Origin of the sequence: Bacillus sp. ISL-34 (assembly GCF_018613325.1) — a bacterium.
Lineage (GTDB): Bacteria > Bacillota > Bacilli > Bacillales > DSM-1321 > Peribacillus.
The window spans coordinates 62,719-82,864 of record NZ_JAGGQJ010000036.1 but is presented as its reverse complement, the minus strand read 5'-3'; the positions used below and the strand labels follow the sequence as shown (position 1 = coordinate 82,864).

Annotated in this window: 18 protein-coding genes; all 18 read left to right on the top strand. The window is 42.0% G+C overall.

What is annotated here, in order from left to right:
• The first annotated feature begins 24 nt into the window (after positions 1-24).
• Positions 25-747: a UMP kinase gene (gene pyrH / locus J7E52_RS23265; protein ID WP_034313639.1), complete on the top strand. Its 723-nt coding sequence runs from the start codon at positions 25-27 to the stop codon at positions 745-747.
• Positions 748-750: 3 nt separating this feature from the next.
• Entirely contained in the window at positions 751-1,308 is a 558-nt protein-coding gene (gene frr, locus J7E52_RS23260) for a ribosome recycling factor (RefSeq protein WP_053534379.1), read from the top strand.
• A 398-nt stretch (positions 1,309-1,706) separates the two neighbouring features.
• A complete protein-coding gene (locus J7E52_RS23255; protein WP_214750742.1) occupies positions 1,707-2,480 on the top strand; it encodes an undecaprenyl pyrophosphate synthase in 774 nt (257 codons plus the stop codon).
• A 25-nt stretch (positions 2,481-2,505) separates the two neighbouring features.
• Positions 2,506-3,303 (top strand): phosphatidate cytidylyltransferase, encoded by a 798-nt coding sequence (locus J7E52_RS23250; RefSeq protein WP_214750741.1) that lies wholly within the window; start codon positions 2,506-2,508, stop codon positions 3,301-3,303.
• Positions 3,304-3,346: 43 nt separating this feature from the next.
• Positions 3,347-4,507 (top strand): 1-deoxy-D-xylulose-5-phosphate reductoisomerase, encoded by a 1,161-nt coding sequence (gene dxr, locus J7E52_RS23245; protein ID WP_214750740.1) that lies wholly within the window; start codon positions 3,347-3,349, stop codon positions 4,505-4,507.
• A 7-nt stretch (positions 4,508-4,514) separates the two neighbouring features.
• The gene (gene rseP, locus J7E52_RS23240) at positions 4,515-5,783 is read left to right on the top strand and encodes an RIP metalloprotease RseP (RefSeq protein ID WP_034313629.1); all 1,269 of its coding nucleotides are present in this window, start codon (positions 4,515-4,517) and stop codon (positions 5,781-5,783) included.
• A gap of 262 nt (positions 5,784-6,045) precedes the next feature.
• Positions 6,046-7,746 carry a proline--tRNA ligase gene (locus tag J7E52_RS23235; protein WP_214750739.1) on the top strand — a complete coding sequence of 567 codons (1,701 nt, stop codon included), beginning with the start codon at positions 6,046-6,048 and terminating at the stop codon, positions 7,744-7,746.
• Between the two features lie 165 nt (positions 7,747-7,911).
• The gene (locus J7E52_RS23230; protein ID WP_214750738.1) at positions 7,912-12,234 is read left to right on the top strand and encodes a PolC-type DNA polymerase III; all 4,323 of its coding nucleotides are present in this window, start codon (positions 7,912-7,914) and stop codon (positions 12,232-12,234) included.
• A gap of 193 nt (positions 12,235-12,427) precedes the next feature.
• Entirely contained in the window at positions 12,428-12,898 is a 471-nt protein-coding gene (gene rimP, locus J7E52_RS23225; protein ID WP_214750737.1) for a ribosome maturation factor RimP, read from the top strand.
• A gap of 43 nt (positions 12,899-12,941) precedes the next feature.
• The gene (gene nusA / locus J7E52_RS23220; RefSeq protein ID WP_076366463.1) at positions 12,942-14,072 is read left to right on the top strand and encodes a transcription termination factor NusA; all 1,131 of its coding nucleotides are present in this window, start codon (positions 12,942-12,944) and stop codon (positions 14,070-14,072) included.
• Between the two features lie 16 nt (positions 14,073-14,088).
• Positions 14,089-14,364, top strand: coding sequence for an RNase P modulator RnpM (gene rnpM, locus J7E52_RS23215; protein ID WP_214750736.1), 276 nt, complete (start codon positions 14,089-14,091; stop codon positions 14,362-14,364).
• 4 nt (positions 14,365-14,368) lie between these two features.
• Positions 14,369-14,674 (top strand): YlxQ family RNA-binding protein, encoded by a 306-nt coding sequence (locus J7E52_RS23210; RefSeq protein WP_034313614.1) that lies wholly within the window; start codon positions 14,369-14,371, stop codon positions 14,672-14,674.
• Positions 14,675-14,693: 19 nt separating this feature from the next.
• On the top strand, positions 14,694-16,844 hold the full coding sequence (gene infB, locus J7E52_RS23205) for a translation initiation factor IF-2 (RefSeq protein WP_214750735.1): 2,151 nt from the start codon (positions 14,694-14,696) through the stop codon (positions 16,842-16,844).
• Positions 16,841-17,122 (top strand): DUF503 domain-containing protein, encoded by a 282-nt coding sequence (locus J7E52_RS23200; RefSeq protein ID WP_057913375.1) that lies wholly within the window; start codon positions 16,841-16,843, stop codon positions 17,120-17,122. The genes infB and J7E52_RS23200 overlap by 4 nt, the downstream gene beginning before the upstream one ends.
• A gap of 17 nt (positions 17,123-17,139) precedes the next feature.
• Positions 17,140-17,499, top strand: a complete 360-nt coding sequence (gene rbfA / locus J7E52_RS23195) for a 30S ribosome-binding factor RbfA (protein WP_101224680.1) — start codon at positions 17,140-17,142, stop codon at positions 17,497-17,499.
• Between the two features lie 173 nt (positions 17,500-17,672).
• Positions 17,673-18,593: a tRNA pseudouridine(55) synthase TruB gene (gene truB / locus J7E52_RS23190; protein WP_214750734.1), complete on the top strand. Its 921-nt coding sequence runs from the start codon at positions 17,673-17,675 to the stop codon at positions 18,591-18,593.
• Positions 18,594-18,626: 33 nt separating this feature from the next.
• The gene (gene ribF / locus J7E52_RS23185; protein ID WP_214750733.1) at positions 18,627-19,577 is read left to right on the top strand and encodes a bifunctional riboflavin kinase/FAD synthetase; all 951 of its coding nucleotides are present in this window, start codon (positions 18,627-18,629) and stop codon (positions 19,575-19,577) included.
• A 135-nt stretch (positions 19,578-19,712) separates the two neighbouring features.
• Positions 19,713-19,982 carry a 30S ribosomal protein S15 gene (gene rpsO, locus J7E52_RS23180; RefSeq protein ID WP_053345367.1) on the top strand — a complete coding sequence of 90 codons (270 nt, stop codon included), beginning with the start codon at positions 19,713-19,715 and terminating at the stop codon, positions 19,980-19,982.
• The last annotated feature ends 164 nt before the right edge of the window (positions 19,983-20,146 follow it).

Genomic DNA, 20,146 nt, shown 5'->3' with positions numbered 1-20,146 from the left:
AAGATTACATAGTTGGAGGTTCTCATGAGTAACGCTAAATATAAACGTGTCGTTTTAAAACTAAGTGGCGAAGCATTAGCCGGTGAAGAAGGATTTGGAATTAACCCTGCAGTAATTAAATCCATTGCTGAACAAGTCAAGGAAGTGGCTGAGCTTGATGTTGAAGTGGCTGTTGTTGTCGGCGGCGGAAACATTTGGCGCGGGAAAATAGGCAGTGAAATGGGCATGGATCGCGCTAATGCCGATTATATGGGTATGCTGGCTACAGTCATGAACTCATTGGCATTACAAGACAGCCTTGATCAGCTTGGAATTGAAACGCGCGTGCAAACTTCCATTGAGATGAGGCAAGTCGCAGAGCCATACATTAGACGCCGTGCAATCAGGCATCTAGAGAAAAAGAGAGTGGTGATTTTTGCAGCTGGTACAGGTAATCCATACTTCTCAACGGATACCACTGCCGCACTTCGTGCTGCTGAAATTGAAGCTGATGTCATCTTGATGGCGAAGAATAATGTGGATGGCGTATACAATGCAGATCCGGTTAAGGACAAAAATGCAGTGAAGTATGATAAACTTTCCTATCTTGATGTGATTAAAGAAGGCTTAGAAGTAATGGATTCAACTGCGTCCTCACTATGCATGGACAATGATATTCCATTGATCGTCTTCTCGATCATGGAAAAAGGTAATATTAAACGGGCCGTATTAGGCGAAACGCTTGGTACTATTGTAAGGGGGAAATAAAAGATGCCGAAACAAGTTATTTCGAATGCGAAAACGAAAATGGAAAAAGCCATTGGAGCGTACACACGTGAATTAGCAAGCATCCGTGCCGGAAGGGCAAATGCCTCATTGCTTGATAGAATCTCGATCGATTATTATGGATCGCCGACACCAGTCAATCAGGTGGCAGGTATTTCTGTCCCGGAAGCTAGACTATTAGTCATTCAACCATATGATAAAACGGTTTTGGGTGAAATCGAAAAGGCGATTTTGAAATCAGACTTAGGCTTAAATCCTTCTAATGATGGATCGGTCATCAGGATAGCCATCCCGGCCTTAACTGAAGAGCGCAGAAAAGAGCTTGTGAAAGTTGTTAAAAAAGAAGCGGAAGAAGCGAAAATAGCTGTCCGTAATGTGCGTCGCGATGCTAATGATGATTTGAAAAAGCTTGAAAAAAGTGGTGAAATCACTGAAGACGATTTACGTGGCTATGCTGATGACATCCAAAAGATGACAGATGGCAATATCACGAAAATCGATGAAATTACAAAAGATAAAGAAAAAGAAATTTTGGAAGTATAATTCCCACTGAAGAATGATTAAATAAAGAGGGCCGAATCCATACTGGGTCATGTCTTGGTTCTAACATATAGGTGTGCTTAAAGGAGAAAACTGTTATAATAAGGTTTCTCCGATAATGATTACTCCTTGAGTTAGTATGTTGCATGCAAACGTTGGAGGTGGTCCTTTTTTTGCATTTTTCATGGTAATCATAACCGGTTTTAGAAAAAAAGAAGTAATGATTTCTCCCTTTCTAGCTTCTAATGAAGAAATAAATTTCATAATAATAATATGAGAACCAGTTTTTTTTTGATATTATAATATAGATTCTTTTTAAGCGGCAGAAAGCTTGATATACATAGTGCACGAAAACTTTGCCTTTGTAGAGAGATAAGTACAACCTGATGGGGGACTAACATATGTATTCACTTTGGAAGCGTTTCGTTAAAAAAGATGCTTCTTCCGATGTAACAAATAGGATTCAGCATAATAAACAGTTTGATGTTCCTCAGCATATCGCCATCATTATGGATGGGAACGGCCGTTGGGCCAAAAAGCGTGCATTGCCACGTGTGGCGGGTCATCATGAAGGAATGAAAACCGTTCGTAGAATTACGAAAGTTGCCAATAAATTAGGGGTCAAAACTCTGACAGTCTATGCGTTTTCCACTGAAAATTGGAAACGTCCGAAAAGTGAGGTCGACTTTTTGATGAAGCTTCCCCAGGAATTTCTGGGGACATTTTTACCCGAGCTCATTTCCGAAAATGTAAGAGTTGAAATGATAGGGGACTTGTCACTCATTCCGTCACATACTCAAAGTGCCGTTAAACGGGCAATGGAAGACACGAAAGACAATGATGGGATGATTCTGAATTTTGCCCTGAACTATGGAAGCCGTGGGGAGATTGTATCTGCAGTGAATAGCATCATTCAAGATGCTAAGAATGGTATAATAAAGGAAAATGTAACTGAGGAAATGCTATCCAGTTACTTGATGACCAAACATTTGCCGGATCCTGATTTACTGATCCGCACAAGCGGTGAAATCCGTTTAAGTAATTTCATGCTTTGGCAGGCTGCTTATACTGAGCTGTGGTTTACTGAGGTGCTATGGCCGGATTTTAGTGAAGAGCATTTATTGCAGGCAGTTGAGGAGTATCAAAAGCGTTCACGAAGATTCGGTGGCGTTTAATGTAGAAGGCGAGGAAAATGGAATAATGAAACAACGAATTATTACGGCGGTCGTAGTTGCCGCTATCTTCATTCCACTAGTCATTTTAGGGGGCACTCCCTTTTTACTGACGGTATATCTGTTAGGGTCAATTGGTTTGTATGAGCTGATGAAAATGAAAAAGTTACGTGTACTGTCTTTTGAAGCATTTCTTTCTCACATATTATTGTGGGTGCTTTTATTGCCTAATGAGCATACCGCTTTTTTAGCAGAAATAAATTACGATAAAGTTCAAGTCTTCTTAATAGGGGTTTTGCTGCTGTTACTTTATACAGTCGTTTCAAAAAACCGTTTTACTTTTGATGACGCAGGCTTTCTAGTGATTTCGATACTATACTTGGGGATAGGCTTCTACTACCTATTTGAAACACGTGACTCATTGGGGTTGGGGCTGATCTATATCCTGCTTACCCTATTTACGATCTGGGCAACCGATTCCGGGGCATATTTCATAGGTAAATCACTTGGTAAAAGAAAGCTATGGCCAGAAATAAGTCCAAACAAGACGGTGGAAGGATTTATCGGCGGTTTATTTTCCGCGATGGTAGTGGGTGTTCTATTTTACGCCTTCTCCAGTCTTGACTACACGTTATTACAATTATTATTGATTTCATTAATCATTGGGGTATTCGGCCAATTGGGTGATCTCGTCCAATCGGCGTATAAACGCCATTATGGCGTTAAGGATTCAGGGACGCTTCTCCCGGGACATGGCGGTATTTTGGACAGGCTTGATAGCGTGATATTCATTTTACCGATTTTGCATTTATTGCACGTTTTATAATATAAATATAGGCAAGTGTTATCTGAATTAGGAGATGAACAATTTGAAAAATATCAGCCTTTTGGGCGCGACAGGATCGATTGGTCAACAAACAGCGGATGTAGTAAGGTCCCATCCAGATCAATTCAAGATCGTGGCGCTTTCTGCTGGAAAGAATATAGAATTGGTCAGGACTTATATAAAAGAGTTTGAACCGAAACTGGTTTCAGTCCAGACGGAAGAAGATTATCATGTTTTGAAAAGTGAATTCTCCAGCCGCAAAGATATCGAGTTCATGTATGGAGATGAGGGGTTGACTGCTGTTGCCGTTTATGGTCAAGCGACTATATTGGTCAATGCCGTAATCGGAAGCGTGGGTCTTTATCCGACACTTCAAGCAATAAAGGCTAAAAAAGATATTGCTATCGCCAACAAGGAGACTTTGGTGACGGCAGGTCATTTGGTCATAAGTGAAGCAAAAAAAGCGGGGGTTAGATTGCTGCCGGTTGACAGTGAGCATTCAGCTATTTTTCAGGCATTGCAAGGTGAAAAGGAAAAAAATATAGAACGTCTTATCATTACTGCTTCAGGAGGCAGTTTTCGGGATCGGACCAGGGAAGAATTGAAGGATGTAACGGTGGAAGAGGCACTGAACCATCCGAACTGGTCAATGGGAGCTAAAATCACGATCGATTCGGCATCAATGATGAATAAAGGATTGGAAGTAATTGAGGCGCACTGGCTATTCGATCTTCCCTACGATAAAATTGATGTATTGCTACATAAGGAGAGCATCATCCATTCCATGGTTGAGTTTCATGACTCCAGCGTGATAGCGCAGCTGGGGACACCGGATATGCGGGTTCCGATACAATATGCACTTACTTATCCAGACCGCGTTCCGCTAGCAGGGCGCAAACGGCTTAACCTTGCTGAAGCAGGCAAACTGCATTTTAGCGATATGGATTTCACCAGATATCCTTGTTTGCAATTCGCTTATAAAGCGGGTAAAATGGGCGGAACGATGACTACTGTGTTGAATGCCGCCAATGAAGCCGCAGTCTCTGCATTCTTATCTGGAAAGGTAACCTTCCTCGATATAGAAACATTGATTGAAAAGGCGCTGAATCAGCATTCCGTCATAGCCCTTCCAGATTTAGAAACGATTCAGGAAGTCGATAATATGACTAGGCAGTATATAGAATCTTTAGTGAAAGATAGGTGACCGGAACATGCAGACTTTAGAAACGATTATAGCGTTCATCATCATTTTTGGAGCTCTAGTATTTTTCCATGAGCTTGGGCACTTAGTGTTTGCAAAGCGAGCAGGAATTTTATGCCGTGAGTTCGCAATCGGTTTCGGGCCAAAAGTATTCACATATAAAAAGAAGGAAACCGTTTATACCATTCGTTTGCTTCCTCTTGGCGGGTACGTGCGTATGGCTGGTGAAGACGCAGAGAATATAGAATTGAAGCCCGGCTATCGAGTCGGATTAATGTTTGATAATGATGAAAATGTTACAAAAATCATTTTGAACAATAAGGATAAATATCCTGATATTCGCCTTGTGGAAGTTGAAGTGATCGACCTTGATCATAAACTGATCCTTACTGGTTATGAAGAGGGCGAGGAAGATACACTAAAAACGTTTGCCATTCATAAAGAAGCGGTGATCGTCGAAAATGGTGTAGAGAACCAGATTGCTCCTTTTGACCGGCAATTTGCCTCAAAGTCGCTTGGGCACCGTTTTCTAACGATTGTAGCTGGACCGGCAATGAACTTCGTTTTGGCTTTTGTCATTTTTGTGTTGATCGGCCTGTTTCAAGGAGTCGTGGTGGATGAAGCGAAACTTGGAGAGTTGACTCCGGATGGTTCGGCTGTAAATGCCGGTTTAAAATCGGGGGATGTCATTCAATCCATAGAAGGGACGGAAGTCTCTACTTGGGGAGATGTTCAGGAAAGCATCCAAAAGAACCCTGGGCAAGAAATCGAGTTCGTCGTTGACAGGGATGGGAAAACATTAGAAGTTCCGGTTGTTCCGCAAGAAGTGGAGAGGGAAGGGAAGAAAATCGGGATTATCGGTGTCTACCCTCCGGTTGAAAAAGCACCGATTAAAGCTATACAATATGGTTTTACAGAAACGTATTTTTGGACAAAACAAATCTTCATCATCCTTGGTGACCTCGTAACGGGTGGATTTACGATTGACAGTTTATCTGGTCCTGTAGGAATATATAAATCAACTGAAGAAGTAGCGAAACAAGGTTTATTCACGTTAATGAAATGGGCAGGGCTGCTCAGCATTAACCTGGGAATCATGAACCTACTTCCGCTGCCGGCATTGGATGGGGGAAGATTGTTATTTTTTGTGGTCGAATTCTTAAGAGGGAAACCAATTGACCGTCAAAAAGAAGGAATGGTCCACTTCATCGGATTTGCTTTGCTGATGTTATTGATGATTGTCGTTACATGGAATGACATCCAGCGATTCTTCCTGTAAGACATGTTTAAAGCAAAACAGGCCAGCAGATTTATCTGTTGGCCGTTTTCTTATTTGAAGCGATTTCCTAGTTTTTTAACCGTTTTTGGGAAATTGTTTGTTTTCTAGGGAAATCGTAAGTATAATCGAGAATGAGTATATTAAATTAGCTTTTCTGAATAACGAGGAAAGTCTTTTTTGTATGAAATGACCGTAGTTATGTTGCGGTATCAAATTTACCGCAGCAGCAAGTAATTTAAAGGAAATTTGAAGAGGTGCAGATATGAAACAAAGTATGACGTTGATCCCTACATTGAGGGAAGTGCCTGCAGATGCTGAAATCAAAAGTCATCAGCTGCTATTACGTGCAGGATTTATGAGACAAAACTCCAGCGGGGTTTATAGTTTTATGCCGCTTGGAAAAAAGGTGCTTCAAAAGGTTGAGGCGATCGTTCGGGAAGAGATGGAGAATGCTGGCGCTGTAGAGCTGTTGATGCCGGCTTTACAACAAGCGGAATTCTGGCAGGAATCTGGACGCTGGTATACGTATGGTCCAGAGTTGATGCGGCTTAAGGATCGCAACAACCGTGAATTTGCGCTTGGTGCAACACATGAAGAAGTGATAACCAGCTTAGTTCGTGATGAGGTGAAATCCTATAAGCGTCTTCCATTAACGGTTTACCAAATCCAAACCAAATTCCGTGATGAAAAAAGACCGCGTTTCGGATTGTTGCGTGGACGTGAGTTCATCATGAAGGATGCTTATTCTTTCCATGCCAATCAAGAAAGCCTTGATGCTGTTTATAAAAATTTATATGCGGCATATTCGAATATATTTAGCCGTTGTGGGTTGAACTTCCGTGCCGTCATTGCCGATTCTGGGGCAATGGGTGGTAAGGATACACATGAATTCATGGTCCTATCTGACATCGGGGAGGATACCATCGCATATTCGGATACTTCCGATTATGCAGCTAATATTGAAATGGCACCTGTGAGTGTAAGCTATGAAAAAAGCTCCGAAGAACAAATGCAACTTGAAAAAATTCATACACCAGGTCAAAAATCGATTGTAGAAGTTGCTTCATTCTTGAATACTGATGCAGAGAAACTAATAAAATCGTTATTGTTTAAAGTGGATGAAAAGTATGTGCTTGTTTTAGTACGAGGAGATCATGAAGTCAATGATATCAAGCTGAAGAATTTCTATAACGCTTCAATTGTTGATTTGGTCGATCCGAATGAGACGAAAGAAGTCTTAGGATGTACAGTTGGATCTCTCGGACCAATCAATGTCACTTCTGAAGTGGAAGTGATTGCGGATGTTGCCGTCGAAGCAATGGTTAATGGAGTTTGTGGTGCAAATGAGGAAGACTACCATTATGTGAACGTAAATCCCGCTCGTGATTTTAACGTGGCCAATTATATAGATCTTCGTTTCATCCAAGAGGGTGACCCATCACCGGACGGAAACGGAAAAATTAAATTTGCCAAAGGGATTGAGGTAGGTCACGTATTCAAACTAGGAACTAAATATTCCGAAGCCATGAATGCGACATTCCTGGATGAGAATGGACGGTCGCAGCCCATGATCATGGGCTGTTATGGTATTGGGGTTTCCCGTACACTTGCAGCTGTTGCTGAACAATTCAACGATGAAAAAGGATTGGTCTGGCCAGCGAATTTAGCGCCATACCAAGTCCATTTGATTCCAATCAATATGAAGGATGAGGCTCAGGCTGCCCTGGGAGAAGATTTATATAATGATTTAAAGGCACAAGGCATGGAAGTTCTTATGGATGATCGTCAAGAGCGTGCGGGCGTAAAATTCGCAGACTCTGACCTGATCGGTCTTCCTGTCAGGGTGACTGTAGGTAAAAAGGCATCCGACGGAATCGTCGAAGTGAAAATCCGTAAAACGGGTGAGGTTCTTGAAATTGAAAGAGCTGAACTAACTCAAAAGCTTCACGAAATACTGGGATAATTTAAAAATAGGGGAATTAGGCATCATTCAATTGGATGATGCCTTTCCTTTTCATGGATTTGGATACTAGTGAAACATTCATGATATGTTATAATAGCTTCTGATATCAAAACGAAAATGATCGTGAATAATATCTAAAGAGATAGTAGATAGGGGAGAGAGGGAATGGATCAAAATCCAAATAGCGGTAGAGAGAGATTTCAACTCTTGCTCCAGCAAATGGGCTTGACTGATGATGCCTTTGTGAATTATTTCATAGGTGCCGAAATTGATAAACTCTCAATCGAGAGGGAGTCCAAAACATGGCATTTTGCCTTTAATATACCTGCATTGATTCCTTGCAGTGTTCATACAAGACTTGCTACCCATCTAGCAAGTACGTTTTCCCATATTGCAAAGGTCACATTCAACTTGAATGTGGCCAATCCGCAGGTGACGGAACAATTGGTGAAAGAGTATTGGAAAAATTGCATTGGCGAGCTTGAAGGCATGTCTCCAGCACTGTTATCACTTCTGAATGAACAAGTGCCGACGGTGAATGGATATAAGCTTATCGTAAGCGCCCGAAATGATACGGAGGCTGGTCAGTTGAAACGAAAGTACTCCGGCATCATTTCGAATATCTACCAAACATTCGGTTTTCCTCCGCTGACACTTGAAGCGGAAGTGAAAGAAACGGTTTCGAATCCTGATTACCAAAAGTTTTTAGAAGAGAAACAAAAGGAAGACACAGAAAAGGGACTTGCCGCCCTAGTGGAAATGCAGAAGAAAGAATCGGAAAAAGGCAGCGACGATGGCGTCTACGAAGGCCCGGTTAAAATTGGCTATACGATTAAAGAAGATGCGGATTTCCGCAGAATCGAACAGATTATCGATGAAGAGCGCAGGATTGCTATCGAAGGCTTCGTATTTGATGCAGAAGTGCGTGAGTTACGCAGCGGACGAAGCCTGTTGACATTTAAAGTCACCGATTATACGAGCTCGATATTGGTCAAAATGTTTTCGCGTGATAAAGAAGATGCCGCCATACTTGCCCGAGTGAAAAAAGGGATGTGGGTACGTGCCCAAGGCAGCATCCAAAATGATACTTTCGTACGTGACCTTGTAATGATTGCAAATGATATAAATGAAATTTCTAAACAAGGACGGCAGGATAAGGCCCCAGAAGGGGAAAAGCGTGTAGAACTGCATATGCATACCCCAATGAGCCAGATGGATGCAGTGACACCTACTTCTGCGCTTGTTGCCCAGGCTGCAAAGTGGGGGCATAAGGCTGTGGCCATTACAGATCATGCGGGAGCACAATCATTCCCTGAAGCTTATAGTGCCGGGAAAAAGAATGGCATCAAAATCCTATATGGCGTCGAAGTGAATCTTGTGGATGATGGTGTACCCATTGTTTATAATGAGGCGCATATCGCTTTGGCAGATGCCACATATGTTGTGTTTGACGTTGAGACGACAGGCCTGTCAGCCGTTTATGATACGATCATTGAATTTGCTGCAGTGAAAATTCGTGACGGTGACATCATTGATCGATTCGAGTCATTTGCGAATCCGCATCACCCACTATCCAATACGACGATAGAATTGACTGGAATCACTGATGATCTTGTACAAAATGCTCCAGAAGTCTCGGAAGTCCTAGAAAAGTTCAAGGACTGGGCGGGCGATGCGATCCTGGTTGCCCACAACGCAGCCTTCGATATGGGCTTTTTGAATATAGGTTATAAAAACTTGGGTTATCCTAAAGCTTCCAATCCTGTTCTTGATACATTGGAACTTGCCCGTTTCTTATATCCGGAGTTTAAAAATCACCGGTTAAATACATTATGTAAAAAGTTCGATATTGATTTGACCCAGCATCATAGGGCCATTTATGATGCCGAGGCCACAGGTTACCTTATGCTGAAGATGCTGAAGGATGCAATGGAAAAGGAGATTACCCATCATGATCAACTTAATGACAATATGGGTAAAGGAAATGCTTATCAGCGTTCCCGGCCGTCCCATTGTACGTTGATCGCGCAAACACAGGCTGGCTTAAAAAACCTTTTCAAATTAATTTCAATATCACACATCGATTATTTCTATCGTGTGCCCCGGTTACCGCGCTCACAACTTAAAAAGTATCGTGAAGGAATCTTGGTCGGATCGGGTTGCGATAAAGGGGAAGTTTTTGAAGGGATGATGCAGAAGGGTTTTGAGGAAGTCGTCGATATCGCCGAATTCTACGATTATCTTGAAATCCATCCAAAGGAAGTGTATCAGCATTTGATTGAGCTTGAATATGTCCGGGATGATAAATCATTAGAAACGATCATCTCCAATATCGTCAAGCTTGGTGAAAAATTGGATAAGCCAGTCGTAGCCACGGGAAATGTGCATTATTTGGATCCGAATGATAAAATTTACCGTAAAATCCTCGTGAATTCACAAGGTGGCGCAAATCCGCTCAATCGTCATAAGCTTCCTGATGTACATTTTCGGACAACAGATGAAATGCTGCGGGAATTCTCCTTCCTCGGTTCCGAGAAGGCCAAAGAGGTCGTGGTAAACAACACGAATAAAATTGCCGATATGATTGAAGAAATCAAGCCAATCAAGGATGAGCTGTACACACCTAAAATTGAAGGTGCAGATGAAGAGATGCGTGAAATGAGTTATGGCATGGCAAGGAAGATTTATGGAGAGAACCTGCCGGAAATCGTGGAAGCGCGTCTTGAGAAAGAATTGAAAAGCATCATTGGTCACGGTTTTGCCGTTATTTATTTAATTTCTCACAAACTAGTTAAAAAATCATTGAATGATGGTTATCTAGTTGGCTCAAGGGGATCGGTAGGATCATCTTTCGTTGCCACGATGACTGAAATTACAGAGGTAAATCCGCTTCCGCCGCATTATGTATGTCCGGAGTGCAAGAAATCCGAATTCTTCAATGACGGTTCTGTAGGTTCCGGATTTGACCTGCCCGATAAAGACTGCCCCGATTGCGGCATTGCTTATACAAAAGACGGGCATGATATCCCGTTTGAAACTTTCCTTGGGTTTAAAGGTGATAAGGTTCCCGATATCGATTTGAACTTCTCCGGTGAATATCAGCCGAAGGCCCATAACTATACGAAGGTCTTATTCGGTGAGGAATATGTATATCGTGCCGGGACGATTGGTACTGTCGCTGAAAAAACGGCTTATGGATATGTAAAGGGGTATTCCTCTGATAATAACATCCATATGCGTGGAGCCGAGACTGATCGCCTTGTTGCCGGCTGTACGGGTGTGAAACGGACGACAGGACAGCATCCGGGCGGAATCATCGTTGTTCCGGATTATATGGATATCTATGATTTCACACCTATTCAGTTCCCTGCCGATGACAGGAATTCCGAGTGGAAAACAACTCACTTTGATTTCCATTCCATTCACGATAATATTCTGAAACTGGATATTCTTGGACACGATGATCCGACTGTAATCCGGATGCTTCAAGATTTAAGCGGCATCGATCCAAAGACCGTTCCTACCGATGATCCTGAAGTAATGAAAATATTCAGCAGTACTGAATCTTTAGGAGTTACCGAAGAACAGATCATGTGTAAAACGGGTACGCTTGGCATACCGGAATTTGGTACGCGTTTTGTCCGGCAAATGCTTGAAGATACGAAACCAACGACATTTTCCGAGCTTGTTCAGATCTCGGGGCTTTCCCATGGTACGGATGTATGGCTGAGCAATGCACAGGAACTGATCCACAACCGGATATGTACACTAAGTGAGGTTATAGGCTGCCGGGATGATATTATGGTCTATCTGATTTATCAAGGTCTCGATCCTTCACTAGCGTTTAAAATTATGGAATCTGTACGTAAAGGGAAAGGGCTCTCTGAGGAATTCGAAGAGGAAATGAGGAAAAATGAGGTACCGGAATGGTATATCGATTCATGTAAGAAGATTAAATACATGTTCCCTAAAGCCCATGCTGCAGCTTACGTCTTAATGGCTGTCCGGATTGCCTATTTCAAAGTCCATCTGCCTTTATTGTATTATGCAGCCTATTTCACAGTGCGTGCCGATGATTTTGAAATCGACGCCATGACACGGGGATCGCAGGCAATCAAATCGAAAATGGAAGAAATCATGGTCAAGGGATTGGATGCATCGACAAAGGAAAAGAATACATTGACGGTTCTTGAACTAGCTTTGGAAATGTGTGAACGCGGATATTCCTTCGCTAAAGTTGACTTGTACAAATCCAGTGCAGATCAATTCTTAATTGAAGGAAATACTTTGATACCGCCTTTCAATTCGATACCAGGTCTTGGGACGAATGCGGCGATCAATATCGTCAATGCACGGAAAAACGGTGAATTCCTATCCAAAGAAGACCTTCAGCAACGGGGGAAGGTTTCGAAGACCATCCTTGAATACCTTGATAAACAAGGCTGTCTGGAGTCATTGCCTGAACAAAATCAGTTATCTTTATTTTAAAGGGGGAACTGATTTCAAAAAGGAAGAAACAGACATGATATTTGCATAAATATCTTGATTATGGTATATTTTTATTGGAAATACTAAGAGGAACCAATGGCAAGAGTGGGGAAACCCACTCTTTCGTGTTGTATTGACCATTTAATTTTGAATCCGAAACCAAGCGCATACAACGCACGTATGGAGGAAACAAATGAGTAAAAAGGTAACGGAAGTCGTAGAGGAATTAGCATTACCAATTCTTGAAGAATTGCAGCTTGAATTAGTCGAAGTGGAGTATGTGAAGGAAGGTAAAAGCTGGTTCCTTCGAGTGTACATTGATAAAGAAACAGGCGTAGATATTGATGATTGCGGAAATGTGAGTGAAAAACTCAGTGAAAAGCTTGATGAGGTTGATCCGATTCCACAAAATTATTTTCTCGAAGTTTCATCACCCGGAGCAGAAAGGCCTCTGAAAAAAGAGAAGGATTTCCTTAATGCTATCGGTAAAAATGTTTACATAAAAACATACGAGCCCATTTTAGATGAAAAAGAATTCGAAGGAATCTTAACCAGTTTCGATGGGGAAGAAGTGACACTCGAAGTCAGAATCAAGACAAGAAAGAAAACGATTGTCATACCATTCGAAAAGGTAGCCAAAGCAAGATTGGCGATTACCTTCTAAGTCAAGCAAATCATTAATTTAAATATCCGTAAGGGGGATCACCATGGGCAATGAGTTATTGGATGCTCTCTATATTTTAGAAAACGAAAAAGGAATTTCCAGGGAGGTTTTGATCGACGCGATTGAATCTGCCCTTATATCGGCATATCGCCGTAACTTTAACCAGGCACAAAATGTACGTATCGACTTGAACCTTGGTAAAGGAACAATGCGTGTATTTGCCAGAAAAGACGTTGTAGACGAAGTGTTCGATTCACGTCTGGAAATTTCTGTTGAAGAAGCAAGAGCAATTGATCCCAACTATCAGTTAGAGGATATTGTCGAAATGGAAGTAACACCTAAGGATTTCGGCCGTATTGCTGCACAAACAGCAAAACAAGTCGTCACTCAAAGGGTGCGTGAAGCGGAACGGGGCATCATTTATGCCGAATTCATCGATCGTGAAGAAGATATCATGACTGGAATCGTTCAACGCCAGGATTCCCGGTTCATTTATGTGAGCCTAGGTAAAATCGAAGCTTTGCTCCCGGTGAATGAGCAAATGCCGAATGAACAGTACAAACCACATGATCGCATTAAAGTTTTCATCACTAAAGTTGAAAAGACTTCCAAGGGCCCGCAAATTTTTGTATCCCGTTCACATCCTGGCCTTTTAAAACGTTTATTCGAAATCGAAGTGCCTGAAATTTTTGATGGAACAGTAGAAATTAAGTCAGTTGCCCGCGAAGCAGGCGACCGTTCAAAAATCTCCGTGCACTCCGATAACGAAGAAGTAGATCCAGTCGGTTCTTGTGTAGGCCAAAAGGGACAGCGTGTTCAGGCCATCGTCAATGAATTGAAAGGTGAAAAAATCGATATCGTCAAATGGTCGGAGAATCCGGTCATTTTCGTTGCGAATGCTTTAAGCCCTTCAAAAGTACTTGAGGTCATTGTTAAAGAAGAGGAAAAGGCGACGACTGTAATCGTTCCGGATTATCAACTTTCCCTGGCAATTGGTAAGCGTGGACAAAATGCCCGTTTAGCTGCCAAGCTTACAGGCTGGAAAATTGATATCAAGAGTGAAACGGAAGCCCGCGAAGCTGGTATTTATCCAGTGGAAGAACAGGAATTCCTTTTGAGCAGAGATAGTTATGTTACTGAAGAGGAAACAGATTTCGAAGAGGATAACGAGTAATTCGAGGTGAAAAAAGATGAATAGCCGAAAAAAAATCCCGATGCGTAAATGTGTGGCTACAGGCGAAATGAAGCCGAAGAAGGAACTCATTCGCATCGTTCGATCTAAAGAAGGGGAAGTCAGCCTGGATCCGACCGGAAAGAAATCTGGAAGGGGAGCTTATTTGACTCTTGATCGGGATGTTATCGAGCTGGCCAAAAAGAAAAATGTGCTGGCTAATCACCTTAGTACCCAAATCGATTCTTCCCTTTATGAACAATTGCTTGATTTAGTGAATAAGGAGAAAAACTAACACCATGACCCAACAACAACAATGGATGTCTCTATTAGGTTTGGCCAATCGAGCACGCAAGCTAATTTCGGGTGAAGAATTAGTGGTTAAAGAGATTAGAAGCGGTAATGCCAAAGTTGTTATTTTATCCGCGGACGCTTCAAAAAACACTGAAAAAAAAATATCTGATAAGTGCGCATTTTATCAGGTTCCTTTAAAAAGAGTCGAAAGCAGGTCATTGCTCGGCCATGCGATAGGCAAGGATGCTAGAGTTGCCGTCGCAGTTCTGGATGAAGGTTTTGCACAAAAACTCCGAACGCTGCTCGATTAAATTTTACGGGGGTGAACGTATGACAAAATTGCGTGTATATGAATATGCAAAACAAAAGAACGTTTCAAGCAAGGATGTAATAAATAAACTTAAAGAAATGAATATAGAGGTAACAAACCATATGACAGCATTAGACGATTCAACTGTAAATAAATTAAACGATTCAATCAAACCTAAAAACGAAGATAAAAGCCAAGAACCAAAAGCTAACGCTACGGTCGCGAAGTACGAAGCTGAAGCGGATGAAAAGAGCACAGTCAATAAAGAAAAACTGAAGAAGAAACCACCCGTTAAACCTGTAGGGACGAAAAAACCAACAGGTCAGTTCAACAAGGGTCGCAATAACAAGAATAAAAATAATAAACAAAGACAGCAAGCGCCTCAGGCACCTGTTACAAAACGTAAAGAAAGAGAACTTCCAGAGAAAATTACGTTTTATGAGTCTTTGACGGTTATGGAACTTGGAAAAAAACTTCACCGTGAACCTTCTGAAATCATTAAAAAGCTCTTTATGCTTGGTGTTATGGCAACAATCAACCAAACTTTGGATAAAGATGCAATTGAATTGATTTGTGCGGAATACGGTGTAGTGGCCGAAGAAGAGATTCGTGTCGACCTAACAGACCTTGAATCACTTGTCACTGAGGACGCTTCTGAAGATTTGATTGAACGTCCGGCTGTCGTGACGATCATGGGGCACGTTGACCATGGTAAAACGACATTGCTTGATTCTATTCGCCATACAAAAGTAACTGAAGGCGAAGCGGGCGGAATCACTCAGCATATCGGTGCTTATCAAGTTAAAGTTAACGATAAGAAAATAACATTCCTGGATACACCAGGCCATGCTGCGTTTACAACAATGCGTGCCCGAGGTGCACAAGTTACCGATATCACCATTCTTGTCGTCGCTGCGGATGATGGCGTTATGCCACAAACGATTGAAGCGATCAACCATGCTAAAGCTGCAGAAGTTCCAATTATCGTCGCTGTCAATAAGATGGATAAAGAAGGGGCCAATCCGGACCGTGTCATGCAAGAGTTGACAGAACATGGTTTAGTTTCTGAAGCATGGGGCGGAGACACGATTTTCGTACCAATTTCAGCTAAAAACGGTGAGGGCATCGACAGCTTGCTTGAAATGATTCTTCTTGTAAGTGAAGTGGAGGAGTATAAAGCGAATCCATCTCGTAAAGCAAATGGAACGGTCATCGAAGCACGTTTGGATAAAGGGCGCGGATCGGTTGCTACTTTGCTTGTTCAAAACGGAACGTTGAAAATCGGTGATCCGATTGTTATCGGTAATACATTCGGCCGTGTTCGTGCCATGGTTAACGATCTTGGACGCCGTGTTAAGGATGCAGGTCCTTCAACACCGGTTGAAATCACTGGATTGAACGAAGTGCCACAGGCCGGCGATCGTTTCATCGTCTTTGAAGATGAGAAAACGGCCCGTCAAGTTGGGGAAGTGCGTGCACAGAGACAACTTGCTTCACAACGTAATGAAAAATCCCGTGTAACACTGGATACATTGTTCGAGCAAATGAAAGAAGGGGAAATTAAAGAATTGAACATCATTCTAAAAGCTGATGTTCAAGGTTCTGCGGAAGCAGTAGCCGCTTCCCTGAATAAAATAGAAGTAGAAGGCGCTAAAGTAAAGATCATACACATTGGCGTCGGTGCTATCACAGAGTCTGACATCATCCTTGCTACAGCTTCGAATGCAATCGTCATCGGATTTAACGTCCGTCCTGACGTGAATGCGAAGCGTGCGGCTGAATCAGAAAATGTTGATGTCCGCCTTCACCGCATCATCTATAAAGCGATCGAAGAGATCGAGTCGGCCATGAAAGGGATGCTTGACCCTGAATTCGAAGAAAAAATTATCGGTCAGGCTGAAGTTCGTACGACTTTCAAAGTATCCAAGGTAGGTACGATTGCCGGTTCTTACGTTACAGAAGGAAAAATTACACGTGATAGCGGAATTCGCTTAATTCGTGAAGGTGTCGTCATTTACGAAGGTGAAATTGATGCATTGAAACGTTTTAAAGATGATGTAAAAGAAGTGGCAACGAACTATGAGTGCGGTATTACGATTAAAAATTACAACGACCTTAAAGAAGGCGATGTAATTGAAGCGTATGTAATGGAAGAGATCGAACGTAAATGATCGTTGGCTCTGTCCAATGTGAATGCATCATCCATGACACCCATTCTTTGAAAGAAAAAAGGGCCGTGCTTCAGCGTGTCATGACACGGCTGAAGCAGAAGTTCAATATTTCTGTAGCAGAGACCGATTTTCAGGATTTATGGCAGCGGACAAAGATTACTATCGTAACCGTAACATCCTCAAGGAAGGCTACAGAACGGGAACTTCAAAATGCCCTTAAATTTCTAGATTCTTTTCCGGAACTAGAGCGAACAATAACAGATATAGACTGGCTTTAGGCTATCGAGGTGATATTATGAGCCTTCGTTCAAATCGTGTTGGCGAACAAATGAAAAAAGAGCTGAGTGAAATTATCGGCCGAAAAATTAAAGATCCAAGAATCGGATTTGTTACTGTGACGGATGTCGCGGTTACAGGCGATTTACAACAGGCAACAGTTTATATTTCCGTTTTGGGTGACCAGGAACAAAGGGAGAAAACCCTGCAAGGTCTAGCTAAGGCGAAAGGATTCATGCGTTCAGAAATTGGGCAGCGGATCCGACTGCGCAAAACTCCAGAGCTGTTTTTTGAATTTGATGAATCGGTCGATTATGGTAATCGTATCGAGTCGTTGATTTCCCAAATCAATAAACCGGCTGAAAAAGACGAGGAATAAGCAAGCAGTAAAAGGAGGCCGACTCAATAAGTGCTTTGCACTTCTTGTAGTCGGTCTCTTTTTTTTGAAAAATGAATATGTAAAAAAGCGAAAAACACCTATCTATCGGAATTGGAATTCATTTTGCTTTATGATAGTAGTTTAGGGTGTTTTAAAAATGATGAGGTGAAAGCGTGAACGGTATTCTTCCATTATGGAAACCCAAGGGATTGACATCCCATGATTGTGTTTTTAAATTAAGAAAGATTTTAAAGACAAAAAAGGTTGGGCACACAGGTACTTTAGATCCTGATGTAACAGGGGTTTTACCTATTTGTATTGGCAGGGCAACCAAGATAGCCGAATATTTGACAGAAGCCGGTAAAGCGTATGAAGGGGAAGTGACCCTTGGTTTTTCAACGACAACTGAAGACGTAAGCGGTGAAAAAGTGGAAGTGAAAAAGGTTGATCAAGTGATTCAGCGTAAACGGATTCTGGAAGTGCTGGAATCACTGACTGGAAAGATTGAACAGACGCCGCCAATGTATTCAGCAGTAAAGGTAAACGGGAAGAAGTTATATGAATATGCCCGTGCAGGGATGGAAGTGGAGAGGCCGACAAGGGAGGTAACCATTTATGATATTACCCTTCTCGATGATCGTTCTGAATTTAAAGGGGAAACCATTTCTTTTCGGTTTCGCGTCAAATGCAGCAAAGGAACGTATATTCGGACGCTGGCAGTCATGATGGGTGAAGAACTGGGTTTTCCTGCCCATATGTCAGACTTGACACGTATTGAATCAGCAGGTTTTAAGCAGGAGGACTGTTTCACATTTGCTGAAGTGGAAGACTTCATGGAAAGTGAACAAACGGATGAATTTCTGCTGCCTTTGGAACGGGGATTATTTCATTTGCCCAAATTTCAGATTAGTGATAAAGTAGCAAAGAAAGTACTTAACGGTGCGGTATTGGAACAATCAAAGGATGTTGTTGTTGAAAAAGGAAAGCCTTTTGTTATGGTCGACCCAGCAGATAAGGCCATTGCCATTTATCAAATACATCCGACAAAAGAGGGATTAATTAAACCAGTAAAAGTATTGGCACAAGAATTATAGACCGTTTTACCGCCGGAAAGAGGAGATTGAAAGGTGAAAGTGATCGCAATAGAGCATCCTCATCAATTTAATTCGGATGATTTTCCCGAGCTTGTAATGGCGCTTGGATTTTTTGATGGTATACATAAAGGTCATCAGATTGTTATTCAGACCGCCAAGCAAAAAGCCGATGAAATGAATCTTAAGTCAGCAGTCATGACATTTGACCCGCATCCTTCTGCAGTACTGGGTAGGAAAACGGAAAATATCCGCTATATCACTCCACTTGAAGATAAAGTGGATATCATAGAATCGATGGAGATAGATTATTTATTCATTGTCCATTTCAGCAAGGATTTTGCTTCGGTACTCCCGGAACGGTTCGTTGACGAATACATTGCCGGGCTGAATGTCCGTCACGTAGTTGCAGGCTTTGATTATTCCTACGGTCGCTATGGTCAAGGATCGATGGAAGATTTGCCTGTTTATGCACAGGGCAGATTTTCACAGACAGTCGTTGCAAAACAGACACTTGAAGATGAAAAGGTTAGCTCGACGAGAATCAGGGAAACTCTCGGTAATGGCGACTTTACGGACTTTTATCATTTGGCTGGCCGCCGCTATTTAACGAAAGGTCATGTCGTTCACGGTGAAAAGCGGGGCAGGAAATTGGGTTTCCCCACCGCAAATATTGAAGTGAGTGACGATTATATTTTCCCTGCTGCAGGCGTATATGCCGTCAGGATCAAAATAAGCGGTAAATGGTATAAAGGGGTTTGCAATGTCGGCTACAAACCTACATTCCACGAAAAAAAACCTAAATATCCGACTGTAGAGGTTCATGCCTTGGAGTTCTCGGGAGATATTTATGGCAACCAGGTTTCGGTTGAATGGCATACAAGGCTTCGGAGTGAGCAGAAATTTTCCGGACTTGAAGCATTGGTCGCTCAGATCGAAACGGATAAGCAAAATGCCATAGCCTATTTTGCAAAGCTTGAAGCATAAAAGACAAGACTTGCAATTTTAATGAAAAACATGTATTCTATTGTATGTATGAAAATAACCATTGCTTGGCTAGTCGAGACTCCGACGCTGGCTCGGTAATAGGTGATTTTACAGAATTTTAGGAGGAATAATAACATGGCAATTACACAAGTACGCAAAAACGAACTTATCGCTGAGTTCAGAACTCACGATACTGACACTGGTTCTCCAGAAGTTCAAATCGCAGTATTAACAGAAGAAATCAACAACTTGAACGGTCACTTACGCACACACAAAAAAGACCACCATTCACGTCGCGGTCTTCTAAAAATGGTAGGTAAACGTCGTAATCTTTTAACTTACCTACGTAACAAAGACGTTACTCGTTACCGTACACTAATTAACAAATTAGGTCTACGTAGATAATTTTTTCAGGAAGGCGGGAAATTTCCCGCTTTTTTGATGTTAATCAAATGATTTGGACGTATTCTACTTAAGGCTGGGCCTTCGTCCTTGGGACTCGGCAGGAGCCGGGTCCTTTTCCATTTATAAATGATCGGGATATACATAATCAAATGAATGAAATTTTT

Bases quoted from the DNA above. Each gene is read 5' to 3' on its own strand.
- pyrH (WP_034313639.1), top strand. From the start codon at position 25: ATGAGTAACGCTAAATATAAACGTGTCGTTTTAAAACTAAGTGGCGAA.
- frr (WP_053534379.1), top strand. From the start codon at position 751: ATGCCGAAACAAGTTATTTCGAATGCGAAAACGAAAATGGAAAAAGCC.
- J7E52_RS23255 (WP_214750742.1), top strand. From the start codon at position 1,707: ATGTATTCACTTTGGAAGCGTTTCGTTAAAAAAGATGCTTCTTCCGAT.
- J7E52_RS23250 (WP_214750741.1), top strand. From the start codon at position 2,506: ATGAAACAACGAATTATTACGGCGGTCGTAGTTGCCGCTATCTTCATT.
- rseP (WP_034313629.1), top strand. From the start codon at position 4,515: ATGCAGACTTTAGAAACGATTATAGCGTTCATCATCATTTTTGGAGCT.
- J7E52_RS23235 (WP_214750739.1), top strand. From the start codon at position 6,046: ATGAAACAAAGTATGACGTTGATCCCTACATTGAGGGAAGTGCCTGCA.
- J7E52_RS23230 (WP_214750738.1), top strand. From the start codon at position 7,912: ATGGATCAAAATCCAAATAGCGGTAGAGAGAGATTTCAACTCTTGCTC.
- rimP (WP_214750737.1), top strand. From the start codon at position 12,428: ATGAGTAAAAAGGTAACGGAAGTCGTAGAGGAATTAGCATTACCAATT.
- nusA (WP_076366463.1), top strand. From the start codon at position 12,942: ATGGGCAATGAGTTATTGGATGCTCTCTATATTTTAGAAAACGAAAAA.
- rnpM (WP_214750736.1), top strand. From the start codon at position 14,089: ATGAATAGCCGAAAAAAAATCCCGATGCGTAAATGTGTGGCTACAGGC.
- J7E52_RS23210 (WP_034313614.1), top strand. From the start codon at position 14,369: ATGACCCAACAACAACAATGGATGTCTCTATTAGGTTTGGCCAATCGA.
- infB (WP_214750735.1), top strand. From the start codon at position 14,694: ATGACAAAATTGCGTGTATATGAATATGCAAAACAAAAGAACGTTTCA.
- J7E52_RS23200 (WP_057913375.1), top strand. From the start codon at position 16,841: ATGATCGTTGGCTCTGTCCAATGTGAATGCATCATCCATGACACCCAT.
- rbfA (WP_101224680.1), top strand. From the start codon at position 17,140: ATGAGCCTTCGTTCAAATCGTGTTGGCGAACAAATGAAAAAAGAGCTG.
- rpsO (WP_053345367.1), top strand. From the start codon at position 19,713: ATGGCAATTACACAAGTACGCAAAAACGAACTTATCGCTGAGTTCAGA.